This is a genomic window from Idiomarina zobellii, from assembly GCF_900100855.1.
Lineage (GTDB): Bacteria > Pseudomonadota > Gammaproteobacteria > Enterobacterales > Alteromonadaceae > Idiomarina > Idiomarina zobellii.
In genome coordinates, this window is the sequence record NZ_FNCB01000003.1 from 127495 (window position 1) to 143662 (window position 16168).

The 16168-nt window shown below is 48.6% G+C and carries 16 protein-coding genes and 4 tRNA genes; 1 reads left to right on the forward strand and 19 read right to left on the reverse strand.

Going from position 1 to position 16168, the window contains the following annotated elements:
* Window positions 1–2: 2 nt before the first annotated feature.
* The 18 genes from rplK to BLT32_RS04685 all read right to left on the reverse strand — a co-directional run bounded on the left by rplK (window position 3) and on the right by BLT32_RS04685 (window position 14804).
* Entirely contained in the window at window positions 3–431 is a 429-nt protein-coding gene (gene rplK, locus BLT32_RS04600; RefSeq protein ID WP_011233603.1) for a 50S ribosomal protein L11, read from the reverse strand.
* A 137-nt stretch (window positions 432–568) separates the two neighbouring features.
* A complete protein-coding gene (gene nusG, locus BLT32_RS04605) occupies window positions 569–1108 on the reverse strand; it encodes a transcription termination/antitermination protein NusG (protein WP_053953121.1) in 540 nt (179 codons plus the stop codon).
* Between the two features lie 3 nt (window positions 1109–1111).
* Window positions 1112–1492, reverse strand: coding sequence for a preprotein translocase subunit SecE (gene secE / locus BLT32_RS04610; protein ID WP_053953122.1), 381 nt, complete (start codon window positions 1490–1492; stop codon window positions 1112–1114).
* A 45-nt stretch (window positions 1493–1537) separates the two neighbouring features.
* Window positions 1538–1614 (reverse strand) — tRNA-Trp (locus BLT32_RS04615).
* A gap of 133 nt (window positions 1615–1747) precedes the next feature.
* Window positions 1748–2932: an elongation factor Tu gene (gene tuf / locus BLT32_RS04620; protein WP_074668891.1), complete on the reverse strand. Its 1185-nt coding sequence runs from the start codon at window positions 2930–2932 to the stop codon at window positions 1748–1750.
* Window positions 2933–3019: 87 nt separating this feature from the next.
* Window positions 3020–3095: transfer RNA gene (locus BLT32_RS04625), tRNA-Thr, on the reverse strand.
* A 12-nt stretch (window positions 3096–3107) separates the two neighbouring features.
* A tRNA-Gly gene (locus BLT32_RS04630) sits at window positions 3108–3182 on the reverse strand.
* 149 nt (window positions 3183–3331) lie between these two features.
* Window positions 3332–3407: transfer RNA gene (locus BLT32_RS04635), tRNA-Thr, on the reverse strand.
* A 133-nt stretch (window positions 3408–3540) separates the two neighbouring features.
* Window positions 3541–4836 carry an adenylosuccinate synthase gene (locus BLT32_RS04640; RefSeq protein WP_053953124.1) on the reverse strand — a complete coding sequence of 432 codons (1296 nt, stop codon included), beginning with the start codon at window positions 4834–4836 and terminating at the stop codon, window positions 3541–3543.
* A gap of 104 nt (window positions 4837–4940) precedes the next feature.
* Complete coding sequence (gene hflC, locus BLT32_RS04645) at window positions 4941–5834, reverse strand: protease modulator HflC (protein WP_053953125.1); 894 nt, start codon at window positions 5832–5834, stop codon at window positions 4941–4943.
* Complete coding sequence (hflK, locus tag BLT32_RS04650; protein ID WP_053953126.1) at window positions 5834–6985, reverse strand: FtsH protease activity modulator HflK; 1152 nt, start codon at window positions 6983–6985, stop codon at window positions 5834–5836. Before hflK ends, hflC begins: the two co-directional genes overlap by 1 nt.
* Window positions 6986–7015: 30 nt before the next feature.
* Window positions 7016–8308 (reverse strand): ribosome rescue GTPase HflX, encoded by a 1293-nt coding sequence (gene hflX / locus BLT32_RS04655; protein ID WP_053953127.1) that lies wholly within the window; start codon window positions 8306–8308, stop codon window positions 7016–7018.
* Window positions 8309–8336: 28 nt separating this feature from the next.
* Window positions 8337–8594, reverse strand: coding sequence for an RNA chaperone Hfq (gene hfq / locus BLT32_RS04660; protein WP_053953128.1), 258 nt, complete (start codon window positions 8592–8594; stop codon window positions 8337–8339).
* A gap of 180 nt (window positions 8595–8774) precedes the next feature.
* Window positions 8775–9725, reverse strand: a complete 951-nt coding sequence (gene miaA / locus BLT32_RS04665) for a tRNA (adenosine(37)-N6)-dimethylallyltransferase MiaA (RefSeq protein ID WP_053953129.1) — start codon at window positions 9723–9725, stop codon at window positions 8775–8777.
* Window positions 9712–11505, reverse strand: coding sequence for a DNA mismatch repair endonuclease MutL (gene mutL / locus BLT32_RS04670; protein ID WP_053953130.1), 1794 nt, complete (start codon window positions 11503–11505; stop codon window positions 9712–9714). The genes miaA and mutL overlap by 14 nt, the downstream gene beginning before the upstream one ends.
* Window positions 11505–12815 (reverse strand): N-acetylmuramoyl-L-alanine amidase, encoded by a 1311-nt coding sequence (locus BLT32_RS04675; protein ID WP_053953131.1) that lies wholly within the window; start codon window positions 12813–12815, stop codon window positions 11505–11507. The genes mutL and BLT32_RS04675 overlap by 1 nt, the downstream gene beginning before the upstream one ends.
* A complete protein-coding gene (gene tsaE, locus BLT32_RS04680; protein WP_053953132.1) occupies window positions 12812–13270 on the reverse strand; it encodes a tRNA (adenosine(37)-N6)-threonylcarbamoyltransferase complex ATPase subunit type 1 TsaE in 459 nt (152 codons plus the stop codon). The genes BLT32_RS04675 and tsaE overlap by 4 nt, the downstream gene beginning before the upstream one ends.
* Before the next feature lies 1 nt (window position 13271).
* Window positions 13272–14804 carry an NAD(P)H-hydrate dehydratase gene (locus BLT32_RS04685; RefSeq protein ID WP_053953133.1) on the reverse strand — a complete coding sequence of 511 codons (1533 nt, stop codon included), beginning with the start codon at window positions 14802–14804 and terminating at the stop codon, window positions 13272–13274.
* Between the two features lie 14 nt (window positions 14805–14818).
* On the opposite strand from BLT32_RS04685, the gene queG reads away from it, so the two are divergent.
* Complete coding sequence (queG, locus tag BLT32_RS04690) at window positions 14819–15946, forward strand: tRNA epoxyqueuosine(34) reductase QueG (RefSeq protein WP_053953134.1); 1128 nt, start codon at window positions 14819–14821, stop codon at window positions 15944–15946.
* Here the strand turns inward: queG and BLT32_RS04695 are convergent.
* The gene (locus BLT32_RS04695; protein WP_053953135.1) at window positions 15943–16146 is read right to left on the reverse strand and encodes a YheV family putative zinc ribbon protein; all 204 of its coding nucleotides are present in this window, start codon (window positions 16144–16146) and stop codon (window positions 15943–15945) included. The two genes, queG and BLT32_RS04695, sit on opposite strands and share 4 nt — an antisense overlap.
* Window positions 16147–16168: the final 22 nt, after the last annotated feature.

Below are 16168 nucleotides of genomic sequence, written 5' to 3' on the forward strand. Positions count from 1 at the left end.
GATTAGCCCTCCACGTTCAAGCCCATCGCGCGAGCAGAGCCGGCGATAGTGCGTACAGCTGCGTCCATGTCGGCAGCAGTAAGGTCTGGTTCTTTAGTTTTTGCAATTTCTTCTAATTGCGCACGAGTCACAGTACCAACTTTTTTGGTATTAGGCTCGCCAGAACCGCTCTTGATACCCGCTGCTTTCTTAAGCAAGAAAGACGCAGGAGGCGTTTTCGTGATGAACGTGAATGAACGATCTTCAAATACTGTAATTTCAACAGGAACAGGCGCGCCTTTTTCCAGGCTATCTGTTTGCGCGTTGAATGCTTTACAGAATTCCATGATGTTTACACCGTGCTGACCCAAAGCAGGACCAACTGGCGGTGACGGGTTAGCTGAACCAGCAGCTACCTGTAATTTGATAATGGCTGATACTTTCTTCGCCATGATTATTTCCTCTGTTGTGGGTTTAACGCCTCGTAACTTTTCAGAGTAAAGTTACTCAATCGGCTCCCCGTTAAAAAAGGACGCGAATTATAAGTGAATTCGCGCCGTTGATCAATGCTAGATTGATGATTTTTTGATCACGACTTCTCGATTTGACCAAACTCTAAATCGACAGGTGTTGCACGACCAAAGATAGAGACGGAAACCGTTACGCGACTTTTCTCGTAATCAACTTCTTCAACAGTTCCGTTAAAGTCAGCAAACGGACCGTCGGTAACACGAACCACTTCACCCGGCTCAAACAATGTTTTCGGCTTCGGCTTGTCCGCAGAATCCTGCAAGCGGTCAAGAATAGCGTCCGCTTCTTTTTTAGAAATAGGCGTTGGACGGTCGCTTGTACCACCAATAAACCCAAGGACACGCGGAACGCTCTTAATTAAATGCCATGAATCTTCGTCCATGGTCATTTCAACTAGCACGTAGCCAGGAAAGAATTTACGTTCGCTTTTGCGACGTACGCCGCCACGCATTTCTACGACTTCTTCCTTCGGTACTAATATTTCACCGAATTTGTCTTCCATGCCATGCAGCTTGATATGTTCTTTTAGAGATTCAGCAACACGAGCTTCGTAACCGGAAAATGCCTGTACGACGTACCAACGTTTCTTATCGCTCATAGATTAAATCTCCAATCCGGTTAAGAAGCCAACGACACGCACAAGGATGCCATCAAGACCCCAGAGAATTAACGCAACAATAACGGTCGCGACAACAACAATAAGCGTTGTTTGAGTTGCTTCCTGACGAGAAGGCCAAACGACTTTGCGAACCTCAGTGCGACTTTCTTTAGCGAAAGACACAAACTTTCTGCCCTTAATTGTGGTGCTAGCGAAAAAGCCAGCCAGTCCCACTAATACGACAACGCCTATAGCGCGATAGAGTACTGAGATTTCTTCTGCGTAGTAGTGATTACCGCCGATAGCTACAACTAGCAAGGCGATAGTGATTATCCATTTCAAGCTGTTTAATGAACTGCTCTGCGTCTCGTTATTTGCGCTCATTCTTTAATCCTAATTGCGACCGGTCTTCGCTTTGAACTTAAAATCTGGCAGGGGCGGAGGGATTCGAACCCCCAACCGTCGGTTTTGGAGACCGCTGTTCTGCCAATTGGAACTACGCCCCTAAATAATGTCCTTCACTCTTATCTTAATTGGTGCAGGATTGGACGCGGTATTATACCTAAGACAGCGCTTGGCGCAAGCCATAAAAAAGCCCGGCGCGAAGCCGGGCTCTCTCTATACGATACTTAAACCGTATTAGTCGATGATCTTAGATACAACGCCTGCACCTACAGTACGACCACCTTCACGGATTGCGAAACGCAAACCTTCGTCCATTGCGATTGGAGCAATCAGCTCTACAACGAATTTCAGGTTGTCGCCTGGCATAACCATTTCTACGCCTTCCGGCAATTCTACTGCACCCGTTACGTCAGTCGTACGGAAGTAGAACTGTGGACGATAGCCTTTGAAGAATGGCGTGTGACGGCCACCTTCGTCTTTGCTCAGTACGTAAACTTCCGCTTCGAACTTAGTATGCGGAGTAATTGTACCTGGCTTAGCCAATACCTGACCACGCTCAACTTCGTCACGCTTAGTACCACGCAACAACGCGCCGATGTTCTCACCTGCACGACCTTCGTCAAGCAGCTTACGGAACATTTCAACACCAGTCACAGTCGTCTTAGTCGTTTCTTTCATACCAACGATTTCACACTCATCGCCAGTGTTGATGATACCGCGCTCTACACGACCGGTAACAACTGTACCACGACCTGAAATCGAGAATACGTCTTCGATTGGCATGATGAATGGCTTATCGATGTCACGCTCTGGCTCTGGGATGTATTGGTCAAGCGCATCTGCTAGCTCAACAATTTTCTTAGCCCACTCTTCGTCGCCTTCCAGCGCTTTCAGTGCTGAGCCTTGAACTACTGGCAGGTCGTCGCCCGGGAAGTCGTACTCTGACAACAACTCACGAACTTCCATTTCTACCAGCTCTAACAGCTCTTCATCGTCGACCATGTCACATTTGTTCATGAAGACAACGATGTAAGGTACGCCAACCTGACGTGAAAGCAGGATGTGTTCACGCGTTTGTGGCATTGGGCCGTCAGTTGCCGCTACTACCAGGATTGCGCCGTCCATCTGTGCAGCACCGGTGATCATGTTTTTAACATAGTCAGCGTGTCCTGGGCAGTCTACGTGTGCGTAGTGGCGAGTTGGAGTGTCATACTCAACGTGAGACGTTGAGATAGTGATACCACGCTCTTTCTCTTCTGGCGCGTTATCGATGGCTGCGAAGTCTTTCGCCGCACCACCGTATACTTTTGCCAAAACAGTTGTAATAGCAGCGGTCAGGGTAGTTTTACCGTGGTCAACGTGACCAATGGTGCCGACGTTTACGTGCGGCTTCGAACGTTCAAATTTTTCTTTAGACATTGCAGCCTCTCTAACAAAATTCTTTTGGTGTTTTACCTAAACTTACGTTTGCATACCAAGGTTTCGTTAGAATGGCCTAAAAAGAAATGGTGCTGATAGGCGGATTCGAACCGCCGACCTCACCCTTACCAAGGGTGCGCTCTACCAACTGAGCTATATCAGCACGACTTGAATTTGGAGCGGGTGGCGGGAATCGAACCCGCGTCATCAGCTTGGAAGGCTGAGGTAATAGCCACTATACGACACCCGCAAATTCACAATTTTGTGAGGCCACCTCAAAACCAAGGAAATTGCGTGGTGGAGGGGGCAGGATTCGAACCTGCGAAGGCGGAGCCGTCAGATTTAGAGTCTGATCCCTTTGGCCACTCGGGAACCCCTCCCGCATTTTGCAATTTGAATTGGTGCCGGCAGAGAGAGTCGAACTCCCGACCTACTGATTACAAGTCAGTTGCTCTACCAGCTGAGCTATGCCGGCACCCCGGTTAGGTGGAGCGCATTCTATGGTACTAAATTTGATAGTGCAATAGCTTTGCGCAAAAAATTTAAAAATTCGCGACCAAGTGGTCAGTTTTTAACTCCTTTGAGTAAAAACCGACCGAAGTAGCCATTTATTCAAACGGATGACGAAGTACAATAGTTTCGTTACGGTCAGGGCCCGTTGAGATGATATCAACCGGTACGCCTGTCAGCGCTTCAATTCTGGATATGTACGCTAATGCTTGCGGCGGTAACTGGTTATGCTCCGTCACGCCAACCGTACTTTCCTGCCAGCCTTCTAAGGTCTCATAAACAGGCTCGACCAAGTCATAGTCTTCAGCTGCCAATGGCGGATACTCACTGATTGTGCCATCAGCCAACTTATAGCCCGTACAAATTTTTAACTCATCCAGACCATCAAGCACGTCTAGTTTGGTTAAGCAAAACCCACTGACTGAGTTAATTTGCACCGCACGACGCATTGCCACTGCATCTAACCAACCTGTGCGGCGTTTACGACCAGTTGTTGCACCAAACTCATGACCTTTAACGCCTAAGTGCTGGCCAACATCGCAGCCGAGCTCTGTTGGGAATGGACCACTACCGACACGAGTCGTATAGGCCTTCACGATACCTAATACATACTCAATATAACGAGGACCAAAGCCGGCACCTGTCGCTACCCCACCTGCCGTGGTGTTAGATGATGTCACATAAGGGTAAGTACCGTGGTCAATGTCCAACAATGTGCCTTGAGCACCTTCGAACATGACTTTGTCGCCGTTCTTACGAGCCTGATCAAGCATTGCCGGTACATCGGCAACCATTGGCTTCAGCAATTTAGCAAACTCTTTGCATTGCTTAAGAACCGTATCGTAGTCGATGGCATCGGTTTTATAATATTCAGTCAAGGCAAAGTTGTGGTAATCGACAAGCTCTTTTAGTTTGCCTTCAAAACGTTCAGCATTAAATAAATCGCCAACCCGCAGACCACGACGTGCGACTTTGTCTTCATACGCAGGGCCAATACCTCGACCGGTAGTTCCAATAGCTTCTTTACCTCGTGCTTTTTCACGAGCCTGGTCTAGAGCAATATGGAAAGGCAAAATTAACGGGCAAGCTTCACTCACTCGCAAGCGCTCTTTAACAGGCACGCCGCGCGCTTCAAGCATATCAATTTCTTCAATCAATGCTTCCGGCGATAGCACTACGCCATTACCAATAACACACCGAACATTTGAGCGCAGAATACCTGATGGGATAAGGTGTAAAACCGTTTTCTCACCGTCAATAACCAGTGTATGACCTGCGTTATGACCGCCTTGATAACGAACAACTAAGCTCGCTTTGTCGGTCAACAGATCGACGATTTTACCTTTGCCTTCGTCACCCCATTGGGTGCCTAAAATAACAACGTTCTGACTCATGATTGCCCCGCGTAAAAAAAAAGCGTGGCGATCTTACCTTGTATCGGGGAGTTTGTACATGAGGGAAAAGTGCCCAATAGAGTCATTGGGCACTGGTTGGACTTTTAGTCTTCTTTCGAACCCATCATATTTTGCAGATAACGGAAGAAGTCACTGTTCGCATCCAGGACTAGCATGTCATTACCGTTACCAAAGGAGTTGGTATAAGCTTCCATACTGCGGATGAATGCAAAAAACTCAGCGTCTTTTTCATACGCTTCAGCATAAATACGAGCGGCCTCTGCGTCACCTTCACCACGCAGTTCACGCGACTGACGCTTAGCATCAGCGAGCATAACGGTCACTCGGGCATCGACGTCGGCACGGATAAACTCAGCCTGCTCTTTACCTTCTGACCGGTGCTCTGTCGCAACCGCTTGACGCTCAGCACGCATACGCTGATAAATCGATTGGCTGACCTCGGTCGGCAGGTTAATTTGCATAACCCGTACGTCAAGCACTTCAATACCTAAATCTGAAGCACTTTTAGCGCCCTGAAGCAACGCTTCACGCATAAGCTCGTCACGCTCACCAGAAACAATATCTGAAATGGTGCGATTACCAAACTCGCTACGCAAGCCACTGTTGATTCGACGAGTAAGTAAAGCTTCTGCTTGCAGAATATTACCGCCGTTTGTACTCAGGTAGAACGTAGAGAAATCATTAATACGCCACATGACATAGGTATCAACAATTAAGTCTTTTTTCTCACTGGTTACAAAGCGGTCTGGGTCACCGTCCAAAGTTTGCAGGCGCGCATCCAGCTTTTTAACTTGCTCGATAAAGGGTATTTTAAAGTGTAAGCCTGGCTCGAATACCATCGCTTCACCCGTTTGGGCGTTACGTTCAACCTTACCAAATTGAATCAAAATGGCTCGCTCACCCTCTTTCACCACGTAGATGGAGGACAAACCCAGCGCGACCAGGACCACAACTATTATTGCGATTAGGTTTTTCATTAGTTTCGACCTCCGCTACGGTTGCTGTTGCGAGTGTTTTGCGGTTCCGAGTTAAAAGACGTTCCTGCGCCTTGCTCTGGAACTCGCGGAGGCGAGAAGGTTTCAGTATTACGACCTTGCTTCTCTAATAGTTTTTCAAGCGGCAAGTACATCATGTTGTTGCCACCTTCGACATCCACCAGGACTTTTGGTGTCTTCGCATAAAGGTCTTGGAGTGTGTCTAAGTAAATGCGTTCACGCGTCACTTCCGGTGCTCGCTCGTACTGAGGTAATAGCTCGTTAAAGCGTGCAACCTCACCCTGAGCTTCCAAAATAATTTGTTCACGATACGCTTGAGCTTCTTGCAACATGCGGCGAACTTGACCACGTGCTAACGGCTCAACTTCACGCGCATAGGCTTCGGCTTCACGAATGTAACGCTCTTCATCCTCTTGCGCAGAAATAGCGTCATCGAAAGAGTCTTTAACCGCTTCAGGCGGACGTGCTGGCAGTAAGTTAATATCGACAACCTGCAGACCAACCGTGTAAGGATTCATTGTCGACTCAAGCATATCTAAAGTGTCTGCACGCACTTGCTCACGACCACGAGTCAGCACTTCGTCCATTGTTGTATGACCAACAACATAACGTAACGCACTGTCAGTTGCGCGTGACAATACGCCGTCTGCGTCCTGAACATTGAATAAGTAAGCGCGGGGATCGACCACACGGTACTGAACATCAAGCTCGACACGAACAACGTTTTCATCTTGAGTCAGCATGTAACCCTCGGTTTTATCCGAACGAACGTTGTTAACGTCGACATGTTCAACGGTATCGACAAAAACAGGGCGCCAATGCAGACCTGACTCAACCATTGTGTGGAACTGACCAAAACGAAGCACGACGCCACGGTCAGCTTCTTTTACGGTATAAAAGCCCGCAATGAACCAAACAATAAGGGCGATAATAGCAATAATGCCAATACCTTTACTTGGAATGCCTGAGCTACCGCCAGAGCCTCCACCTTTATTGCCGCCAAAGCCGAACTTTGAAAAGAGTTTACGGACTGCTTCGTCAAGATCAGGTGGTCCCTGATCTTTACCGCCCTGATTTTTCCATGGGTCACGGTCGTTGTTGTTACCGCCGTTCCCCGGTTGATTCCAAGCCATGGACTGCTCCAATTTATGGTTTAACTTATATTAATTGTTCTTTTGGACAATTAACTCATCCAAATTACTATCAAATCGTTTTTTCAGGCGCTGCCAGTCTACCGATGATAAACGCACATGCAACGCCAGTTGTCCGTTTTCGTCGACATCTTCCGATGTCACACTGTTGAGTTCGTACAATGTACCACGTAATTTACCCATAGACGGCGGTATTTTTAGTGTGGCGTCCATCATTTGAGGGCCCAGTAACTGGGTTAATGCCTCTAAGATAAGCTCGACACCAATACCTTCCTGAGCCGATACCCAGACTCTTACTGGCTTGCCATCCTCGTAATCGATACGTGGTTTTGCGCCATCTATCTGATCTATTTTATTACAAATAATCAGTTGTGGCACATCCCCAGCGTCAATTTCTTCGAGTACTTCTGTCACCTGGTCAATATTACTTTGCTGCTGGTCATCAGCGACGTCAACCACATGCAAAAGTAAGTCGGCTTCCTGGGTTTCCTGAAGCGTCGCCTTGAAAGCAGCGACTAAGTCATGCGGCAAATGCCGGATAAAACCAACAGTATCCGCCAGAATCAAGTCGCCAACATCTTCAATAGTGAGCTTACGAAGAGTGGGGTCCAACGTCGCAAACAATTGGTCTGCTGCGTAAACGCCCGCTTCCGTTAACTGATTAAACAGCGTTGATTTACCGGCGTTGGTATAGCCCACTAACGAAACTGTAGGAATTTCGGCTTTCTGACGGGCACGCCGTCCTTGCTCGCGTTGCTTTTGAACTTTTTCCAGACGCCGCAGAATATTCTTAATACGTCCGCGAATTAACCGTCGGTCGGTCTCAAGCTGCGTTTCACCCGGGCCGCGCAAACCGATACCACCTTTTTGGCGCTCCAAGTGAGTCCAGCCTCGTACCAAACGCGTTGAGATATGACGTAATTGTGCCAGCTCTACCTGCAGTTTACCTTCGTGAGTACGCGCTCGCTGAGCGAAGATATCAAGAATAAGCCCAGTTCTGTCCAGAACCCGGCATTTACAGATAGCTTCCAGGTTACGCTCTTGCGTTGGGGATAACGCATGATTAAAGATAACAATATTGGCATCCAGCGCCTTCACTTGCTCGGCTATTTCTTCTGCTTTACCACTGCCAACAAAGTATTTCGGCGTCGGTGAACCGCGGCTTGTTGTTATAACGCCGCGAGTCTCAACACCAGAAGAGTTTGCTAAAAGTTTAAGTTCAGAGAGATCTTCTCGGTTTACTTCAGTGGGAAAGTCCACATGAACCAAAATTGCGTAGTCGCCACCTTCATACCTATCGAACAAGTTGTATCAGACCTCTCTTTTCTTAAAATTAATCGTCGAACTCAGCCACGCCTTCAGCCGCTTGCTGAGGCAAGTAGTTTTGCGGGATTCTAGCCGGGACGACAGTCGAAATAGCGTGCTTATAAACCATTTGGCTCACAGTGTTTTTCAGCAATACAACAAATTGGTCAAACGACTCAATTTGCCCCTGTAGCTTAATACCGTTGACCAAATAAATGGATACCGGGATGCGCTCGCGGCGCAATGCATTTAAAAACGGGTCTTGTAGAGTTTGCCCCTTGGCCATCTTGGATTCCTTTTTTTATCGTTATTCATTATCCAATGCGAAATACAAAAAGTGACAGCACCGCCAATTTGCTATCACCTGTAAACACACACTAGACCAGTAAAGAATTTTTGCAACCAGAAAAACGTTAAAAATTACTCATTTATTTGCTAATCGGATCTGTGGGCGGTACTGAAAATTTCAATCCTTGGGAGGGAATTTTTGCGCCGATTGAGCTAAAGCCGCCTCAACTTTGTCGTTCATTTGCGGGTCATCAGTTTCCAGCCAAGTCACACCTGGCCAGCCGTTCAGCCAGGTTAGTTGGCGTTTTGCAAGCTGCCGGGTAGCGATAATGCCGCGCTCTCGCATTTCCTCATACGACAGTTCGCCATTTAGGTATTGCCACATTTGCCGGTAGCCGACGCTACGAATGGACGGTAAGTCTTCATGTAAGTCGCCACGTTCAAACAGCTTGCTAACTTCGTCTTCGAATGGCTCTGACAACATTTGATCAAAGCGCTGCTCAATGCGCTGGTGCAGTACTGAGCGCTCCTTTGGCGCAATCGCAAACTGATAAACGGGTTTATTCAGTTGGCCAAAGCGCTCTTTCGTCAGTTCAGTCAGTGTTTTTCCACTAACCTCATAAACTTCCAGCGCGCGCATAGTTCGCTGAGGATCATTCGGGTGTATTCGTTTGGCACTGACGGGGTCAACCGTTTTCAACCGGTCATGCAAAGCGGCAAGCCCACTTGCTTCCATTTCTTGGGTAAGTTTTTGTCTAACCGACGCATCAGACTCAGGCAACTGCGACAAGCCTTCGAGCAAAGCTTTGAAATACAACATAGTGCCACCAACCAGCAAAGGGACCTTCCCCCGCGACTGAATGTCCTCAATTAAACGTAGTGCATCGCGTTGAAAATCGGCCGCTGAATACGTCTCTGACGGGTCGCAAATATCAATAAGATGGTGTGGTACTTTGGCTTGCTCTTCCGGTGTTGGTTTTGCGGTGCCAATATCCATTCCGCGGTAAATAAGCGCCGAGTCGACAGAAATAATTTCACAGTCCAGCTTGTCGCACAGTGCCAGCGACAGGGCTGTTTTTCCGGCAGCTGTTGGACCGTAAATGTTAATAACCGCATTAGTGGTTTGCATTATAAGCCTCCGGCACTTCAATAAACTGGAGGTAGTCGGCAGGCTCGTGTAGTTGATCGCGCCACTGTTTCACCCAATGTTCGGCCTCCGTTGTACTGTATTCACCTTTAGCAACAAAAGTAGTCAGCCATTTTAACAGTTGGGTATCGGAGTTCTCTGACACTTGCTCAAGTAATTGCTTAAATAACAGTGCGACATTGCCTTTACGAAGCATTTCCGGCATTTGCTCGATAACCACCATATCTTTCTGACGATAGTACATGACCCCTAAGCGGTTCAGTTGTTGCTCTGGCCATTGGCTAACCGGCGTTTTAAACTCTTTTGCTGATACCGTTACGGGAACCAACAATGGCTGTCCAGACAAGCCGTCCTCAAGCTGCTGAGAGAGCTTCTCCTGTGCGCAAACTGCATGCACCTGTCGTACATTCAGCCAGGCCAACCGGTTTGAGTGTCTAACTAAAGCCTGATGCCCGTTAAACAGTGACAGTAAGCGCCAGCTTTCGCTCGGGGAACTTGCTTCTTGTCTACTTACAGAAGCCGATGCGGAGAATGCCGATGCATTCCCTGTTGATGCAGGCTGACTCTCAGAACTTCCTGCTGAACTTGTTACCGCGTTAGGCAGTAACGACCCCATAGCTTTTCTTGGCGCTGTTGAGTAACGACTGCTCTCCCTCATGGTTGACGTATCGTTCGACTGATACTGATGGCGGTGGGCACTTTCGTAAGGCTCGCCTTTAAAATCAACCGATGCGTCTTCGGCGCCAGCGCTTACTGACATTTCAGTCAGTGAGCGTAATACGCGTTCAACCTGAGTAAGAATAAAGTCGTGCACTTGCCGCTGATAATGAAAGCGCACTTCATGCTTGGCCGGATGCACGTTTACATCGACCTGCTCAGCAGGTAGCTCAAAATAAAGAATGTAAGTCGGCACGCGGTCAGTCGGTAAGTACTTTTCGTAAGCCTGCCGCACGGCGTGCGCTAGAAGCTTGTCACGCATCATACGGCCGTTAACAAAAAAATGCTGAACATCGCCCTGGTACCGACAGTGCTCCGGTGCCACCATCCAGCCTTTTAATTTGTAATCACCTTCCGGGCTTTGTAACTGATACGCCTGCTCAGCGAACTGGCCGCCACAAATTTTTGCCACGCGCTGCAACTGCTGCTTTTCTGAATCCGCCCTGGGATAGCGCCGCAACGTTTTGCCGTTATGGCTGAGTTGAAATGCCACATCAAACCGACTTAACGCAATACGCTTTATAACCTCATCAATGTGGCTAAACTCGGTTTTTTCTGTACGTAAAAACTTACGCCGGGCTGGCGTGTTAAAAAATAAATCCTGAATATCAACGGTTGTGCCATTAGGGTGAGCCGCAGGTTCGACATTAACCTGCATGTCGCGACCTTCTGTCCACGCCTGCCAAGCCTCGCTTTGCTCCGCCGGTTTTGAGGTTAAGCGCAATCGTGATACCGAGCTAATACTGGCTAAAGCTTCTCCCCGAAAACCTAAACTACCAATACGTTCCAAGTCTTCTAATGACTGAACTTTACTGGTTGCATGACGACTCAGCGCCAACGTCAGTTCGTCTCGAGAAATACCACAGCCATTGTCGCGAATGCGAATACGTTTACTGCCACCTTTCTCAATATCTAAAACAAGCTCGTCTGCACCGGCGTCTAAGGCATTTTCTACCAGCTCTTTTACGACCGATGATGGGCGCTCGACCACCTCACCGGCGGCAATTTGGTTAGCAAGTTCTATAGGCAGTTGTTGAATCGGCATTAGCGGCTCGGAATAGTGATTTTTTGTCCAATTTTAAGGACATTACTTCTTAAATTGTTTTCCGTTTTTATCGCTTTCACTGTCGTATTGTAACGCTGTGCTAGAACAGACAATGAGTCGCCCGACTTCACCGTATAAGTAAAGCTGTTCTGATTGGCTAGGTAGGTGTTGTCTATCGGGTTACTGACAAAATACCGACGAATACCGTTATACAGCGCCCGCGCCATTTTTTGCTGATGCGCATTACTGGTCAATAAGCGTTCTTCGTCCGGGTTAGAAATAAACCCAGTTTCGACCAAAAGCGACGGCTTATCCGGTGACTTTAATACTGCCAAACTGGCCGCCTGAGGTTTTGTCTTGTGCATTTTAGTAACGGATGACATTTCATCAATAATGTGTCGCGCTGCACTGTAGGCGCCGGCAATAGAGCTGTCCATCGACATATCAAGCAAGGTTTCGGCCAAATAAGGCTCGTGACTGTTTTTACTTAAAATATCGGTAACACCGCCAAGTAACTCAGACTCTTGCTCTCTATTCTCTAACCAACGACCCACTTCTGAGTCCGCCCGTCGCTTAGACAAGACCCAAACCGATCCGCCCCGAGGTTGAGGCGTTCTAAACGCATCAGCGTGAATCGATACGAAGAAGTCGGCTTTAGCATCCCAGGCTTTTTGCGGACGCTCATTCAAGCCCAAATAATAGTCGCCTGTGCGCACTAAAAACGCCTGCATGCCCGGGTCATCATTAATCATCTTTGCCAAAGCACGCGCTATTTTTATCACCACGTTTTTTTCGTAAGTACCACGTGGCCCTATTGAGCCGGGGTCATCCCCGCCATGACCAGCATCTATTGCAATAGTGACTTTGCGATCTTTGAGTTCGTCAATCGACTTTGCCGGACCGCTGCGTTCAACTGACTTACCCGGTAGGTCGACCACCAGGCGGTCTTTGTATGACTCATTCGCGGGGAGTACAAATAGGTTTGGTTCTGTTTTCGAGTTCAGTTCAATGACAATGCGGCTACTGCGATTATTCTTAGGGCTGCTGGTACGCACTTTGCGCACAAGTAAGGAGTCTTTACCCAGGTTGGTTAAGCCAGTGTTTAACTTAGTGTTGTTAAAGTCTATGACTAAGCGGTACGGCTTCTGCTGGTTCAGCATAAAGTAGGAGTACTCTGGCGTCTCCGATAAATCAAAAACCACACGCGTCTTGTCCGGCGACGGCCAAACCCTGACACTCTCAATACTGTTATCTGCCCATACGCTGAACGAGCATAAGGCAAGAAGCACGACCCAAAACTTTTTTATCATAATGACTGAACGATAGTTGTCCCGGTGTTAGTTAGCGCATTTATAATTATTTTTCTGCCCTGCTCATAATAGCTTAAGGCAATTTCAATGTCTGCGTCCGGAAGCCAGCCTGCACCTTTTTCCGGCCATTCAATAAAATTTAGAGTGTCTTCGGCAAAGTAATCACGAATACCCATATACTCAAGCTCTTCCGGGTCAGCCAGGCGATACAAGTCGAAATGATGAATACGCCAGCCACTTAACTGATAAGGCTCTACCAGGGTGTACGTTGGGCTTTTTACTGCGCCTTCGTGACCCATAGCCTGAATCACCCCTCGACAAAACGCTGTTTTACCCGCGCCCAGTTCTCCTTCCAGATAAACCACCACCGGCTCTTTAATACTTTCTGCAAAACGCTTCGCCAAAGCTAACGTAGCTTCCTCATTCGGCAACTCTTGCTCGAAAACCACACTCATTTTACGTTATTTTTCCATTCACTAATTGACGTATGTATGGCAACAAATCTGAAGCTAAGGTTCCCCGTTCACCTTCGTTGCCCGCTAATTCTCCGGCTCTGCCATGCCATATACCTGCCGCAACTACGGCTTCGGCTTCAGGCATACCTTGTGCAACTAAGCCGCTTACCAGACCAGTCAGCAAGTCGCCCATACCACCACTGGCCATTGCCGGACTGCCGGCATCCAGAATAAACTGCCCTGCGTCGCTGGTCACTAGCGAACCGGCGCCTTTTAATAAAATTTGCGCTTCGTAGTTATCACGCAGCGCATTTAATGCCGAAAAGCGGTCGGATTCTACCTTATTTGAGTCAATATTTAATAATCGAGCGGCTTCACCTGGATGCGGGGTCAATATCACTCGCGAGCCAAGCCTTTCTTTTTGTTCATGAGCGGCCAAAATATTCAGCCCGTCGGCATCAATAACCCAAGCTTTGTTAGTGTTAATGCAATGGTCTGCCACCCAGCTGAAAACCTCTCGCGACCATTCGCTTTGCCCAAGTCCCGGGCCTAAGGCTATAACGTTCGCCAGCTCCATCATTGCCTGTAAGTCTTTCTGAGAGCTTACGGCGCGCACCATAGCTTCAGGTTGGGCAGCAGCAACCATCGCCTGAACCTCAGGGTGGCAGGCCACCGACACCTTACCGGCACCGCAGCGCAGTGCCGCTTGCATTGCCAGCACAACAGCCCCAGACATGCCCGGCTGACCACCAACGATAAGGACATGACCATTATCGCCTTTGTGTTCACAGGGCTGTCTTCGTGGCAGCCAATTTTGAATGTGCTCTGTCGTCACTCTCACATAGGTGGCTTTGCTTTGTTTCGCAAACGCATCACCAATACCCAGGTCTTCCAACACTAACTGCCCAACATGATTCTTTGCTTTCCCCGTTAACAGCCCTCGTTTATGAGCAACTAAACACACCGTTTTGTAGGCGTGAGCGGCGACTCCCGGCACTGAGCCCGTATCCGCATTCAGACCTGAAGGGACATCCACCGCCAGAACCTTTGCAGAAGCCTCATTTAAGGTATGGACAAGCGCAGCCGCAGCGCCTTCAAGGGCGCGGTTAAGGCCAACGCCGAAAAGCGCATCGACAACTATATCGTAACGCTGCGGTTCACAATCATTAACCGCCTTTTCCTGACCTCCACTGTCACGCCAGGCCAAACGTGCGCGCTCCGCATTATTGTCCGTTTTGGACGAAATAGTCTTGTTCGGTGACAGGGCAAACACGTCTACCTGATACCCAGCTTCCTGTGCCAGTCGAGCGATAATATAACCGTCGCCGCCATTGTTACCCTCACCACAGCATACCGCCATTTTCGCCGGTGCTTTTACATCCTGCTGTAAGTGTTTAAACACAGCTGCTCCGGCAGCAGACATTAGTTGCATCATGCTTATTGAGCACGCTTCAGCCGCTGGTTTTTCGCCTTTTTGTACCTGTTCCACGGTGTACACGCGTTGTGCTAAACTGACGTTATCAATTGCCGTCATAGCTACTCCTGACCATGTCCAATTCCATTAACTATCAACAGCTGGCCGATGATATTAAGCGTTGGGGTGCCGAGCTGGGTTTTCAAAAAGTGGGTATTACTGACTTAGATCTTAGTAAACATGAAGCCACTTTACAGCAGTGGCTGGACAATGGCTATCACGGCGAAATGGACTTTATGGAACGCCATGGCATGCTGCGGGCGCGTCCGGCGGAGCTGCATCCGGGCTCGGTCAGAGCGATTTCCGTGCGTATGAACTACCTACCCGTTGAAGCCGGCTTTGCAAAGACGCTAAAAGATGGCAGCAAAGGCTATATTTCCCGTTATGCATTAGGGCGGGACTACCACAAACTCATGCGTAAACGCTTAAAACAACTGGGTGACCGAATACAGTCAGAGTTTGACGGCGCCGACTTTCGGCCCTTTGTTGACTCAGCCCCCATTATGGAAAGGCCGTTAGCGGAAAAGGCCGGGCTAGGCTGGACCGGTAAACACACCCTTATTTTAGACAAAGATAGTGGCTCCTGGTTTTTCTTAGGTGAGCTTTTAATTAACCTGCCACTACCGGTCGATGAGCCTGTTGAGGAAGGTTGCGGCAGCTGCACGGCCTGTATGACCATCTGTCCGACTCAAGCCATTGTCGCTCCCTATGAGCTGGACGCACGGCGTTGTATTTCTTATTTAACCATTGAGCTGCGCGGCGCCATTCCTGAAGAGTTTCGCCCGCTTATTGGTAATCGTATTTACGGCTGTGACGACTGTCAGCTCATTTGCCCGTGGAACCGCTACGCCCAACTCACCGATGAAGACGACTTTAGTCCCAGACAAGAACTGCACTCGCCACAGTTACTCGAGCTTTGGGCCTGGACTGAACAGCAGTTTCTGGACAATTTACAAGGCTCCCCCATTCGTCGCATAGGCTACGAATGCTGGCTGCGGAACCTGGCCGTGGCTTTAGGCAACGCGCCCTCAGATGCCGCCATTATAGAAGCGCTTGAGAATAAAACCGAAGGCGTAACCGATATGGTGCGAGAGCACATTGACTGGGCATTGGAGCGTCAGCGCACCGGTGTTGCAGAGGTTACCAAACAGCTGAAACGATTGGTGCGTGCGGTAGAAAAAGGCCTACCCCGCGACGCCTAATCGGGTTTGAAAACACCAATGACCTGATCAAACTGACGCTCGCTGCCACCGCCCTGCTCTTTAGGTTCGCTAAAGCGGTGCTTGCACTGCACGCATTCTACCTGCTCAATATCGTTTTCGATAAACAACATGAGCGTGTCCATGGCCTCACATTTGGGGCACACTGCGCCAGCGATAAATCGTTTCTTTTGTCTAGCCACGACAACTCCTGTGTTAGAATTG

Excerpts from the sequence above, each read along its gene's own strand:
- mutL (WP_053953130.1), bottom strand. The coding sequence starts at position 11,505 with ATGCCGATTCAACAACTGCCTATAGAACTTGCTAACCAAATTGCCGCC.
- tuf (WP_074668891.1), bottom strand. The coding sequence starts at position 2,932 with ATGTCTAAAGAAAAATTTGAACGTTCGAAGCCGCACGTAAACGTCGGC.
- hfq (WP_053953128.1), bottom strand. The coding sequence starts at position 8,594 with ATGGCCAAGGGGCAAACTCTACAAGACCCGTTTTTAAATGCATTGCGC.
- tsaE (WP_053953132.1), bottom strand. The coding sequence starts at position 13,270 with ATGAGTGTGGTTTTCGAGCAAGAGTTGCCGAATGAGGAAGCTACGTTA.
- BLT32_RS04685 (WP_053953133.1), bottom strand. The coding sequence starts at position 14,804 with ATGACGGCAATTGATAACGTCAGTTTAGCACAACGCGTGTACACCGTG.
- BLT32_RS04675 (WP_053953131.1), bottom strand. The coding sequence starts at position 12,815 with ATGATAAAAAAGTTTTGGGTCGTGCTTCTTGCCTTATGCTCGTTCAGC.
- nusG (WP_053953121.1), bottom strand. The coding sequence starts at position 1,108 with ATGAGCGATAAGAAACGTTGGTACGTCGTACAGGCATTTTCCGGTTAC.
- hflK (WP_053953126.1), bottom strand. The coding sequence starts at position 6,985 with ATGGCTTGGAATCAACCGGGGAACGGCGGTAACAACAACGACCGTGAC.
- queG (WP_053953134.1), top strand. The coding sequence starts at position 14,819 with ATGTCCAATTCCATTAACTATCAACAGCTGGCCGATGATATTAAGCGT.
- hflC (WP_053953125.1), bottom strand. The coding sequence starts at position 5,834 with ATGAAAAACCTAATCGCAATAATAGTTGTGGTCCTGGTCGCGCTGGGT.
- secE (WP_053953122.1), bottom strand. The coding sequence starts at position 1,492 with ATGAGCGCAAATAACGAGACGCAGAGCAGTTCATTAAACAGCTTGAAA.
- BLT32_RS04640 (WP_053953124.1), bottom strand. The coding sequence starts at position 4,836 with ATGAGTCAGAACGTTGTTATTTTAGGCACCCAATGGGGTGACGAAGGC.
- miaA (WP_053953129.1), bottom strand. The coding sequence starts at position 9,725 with ATGCAAACCACTAATGCGGTTATTAACATTTACGGTCCAACAGCTGCC.
- rplK (WP_011233603.1), bottom strand. The coding sequence starts at position 431 with ATGGCGAAGAAAGTATCAGCCATTATCAAATTACAGGTAGCTGCTGGT.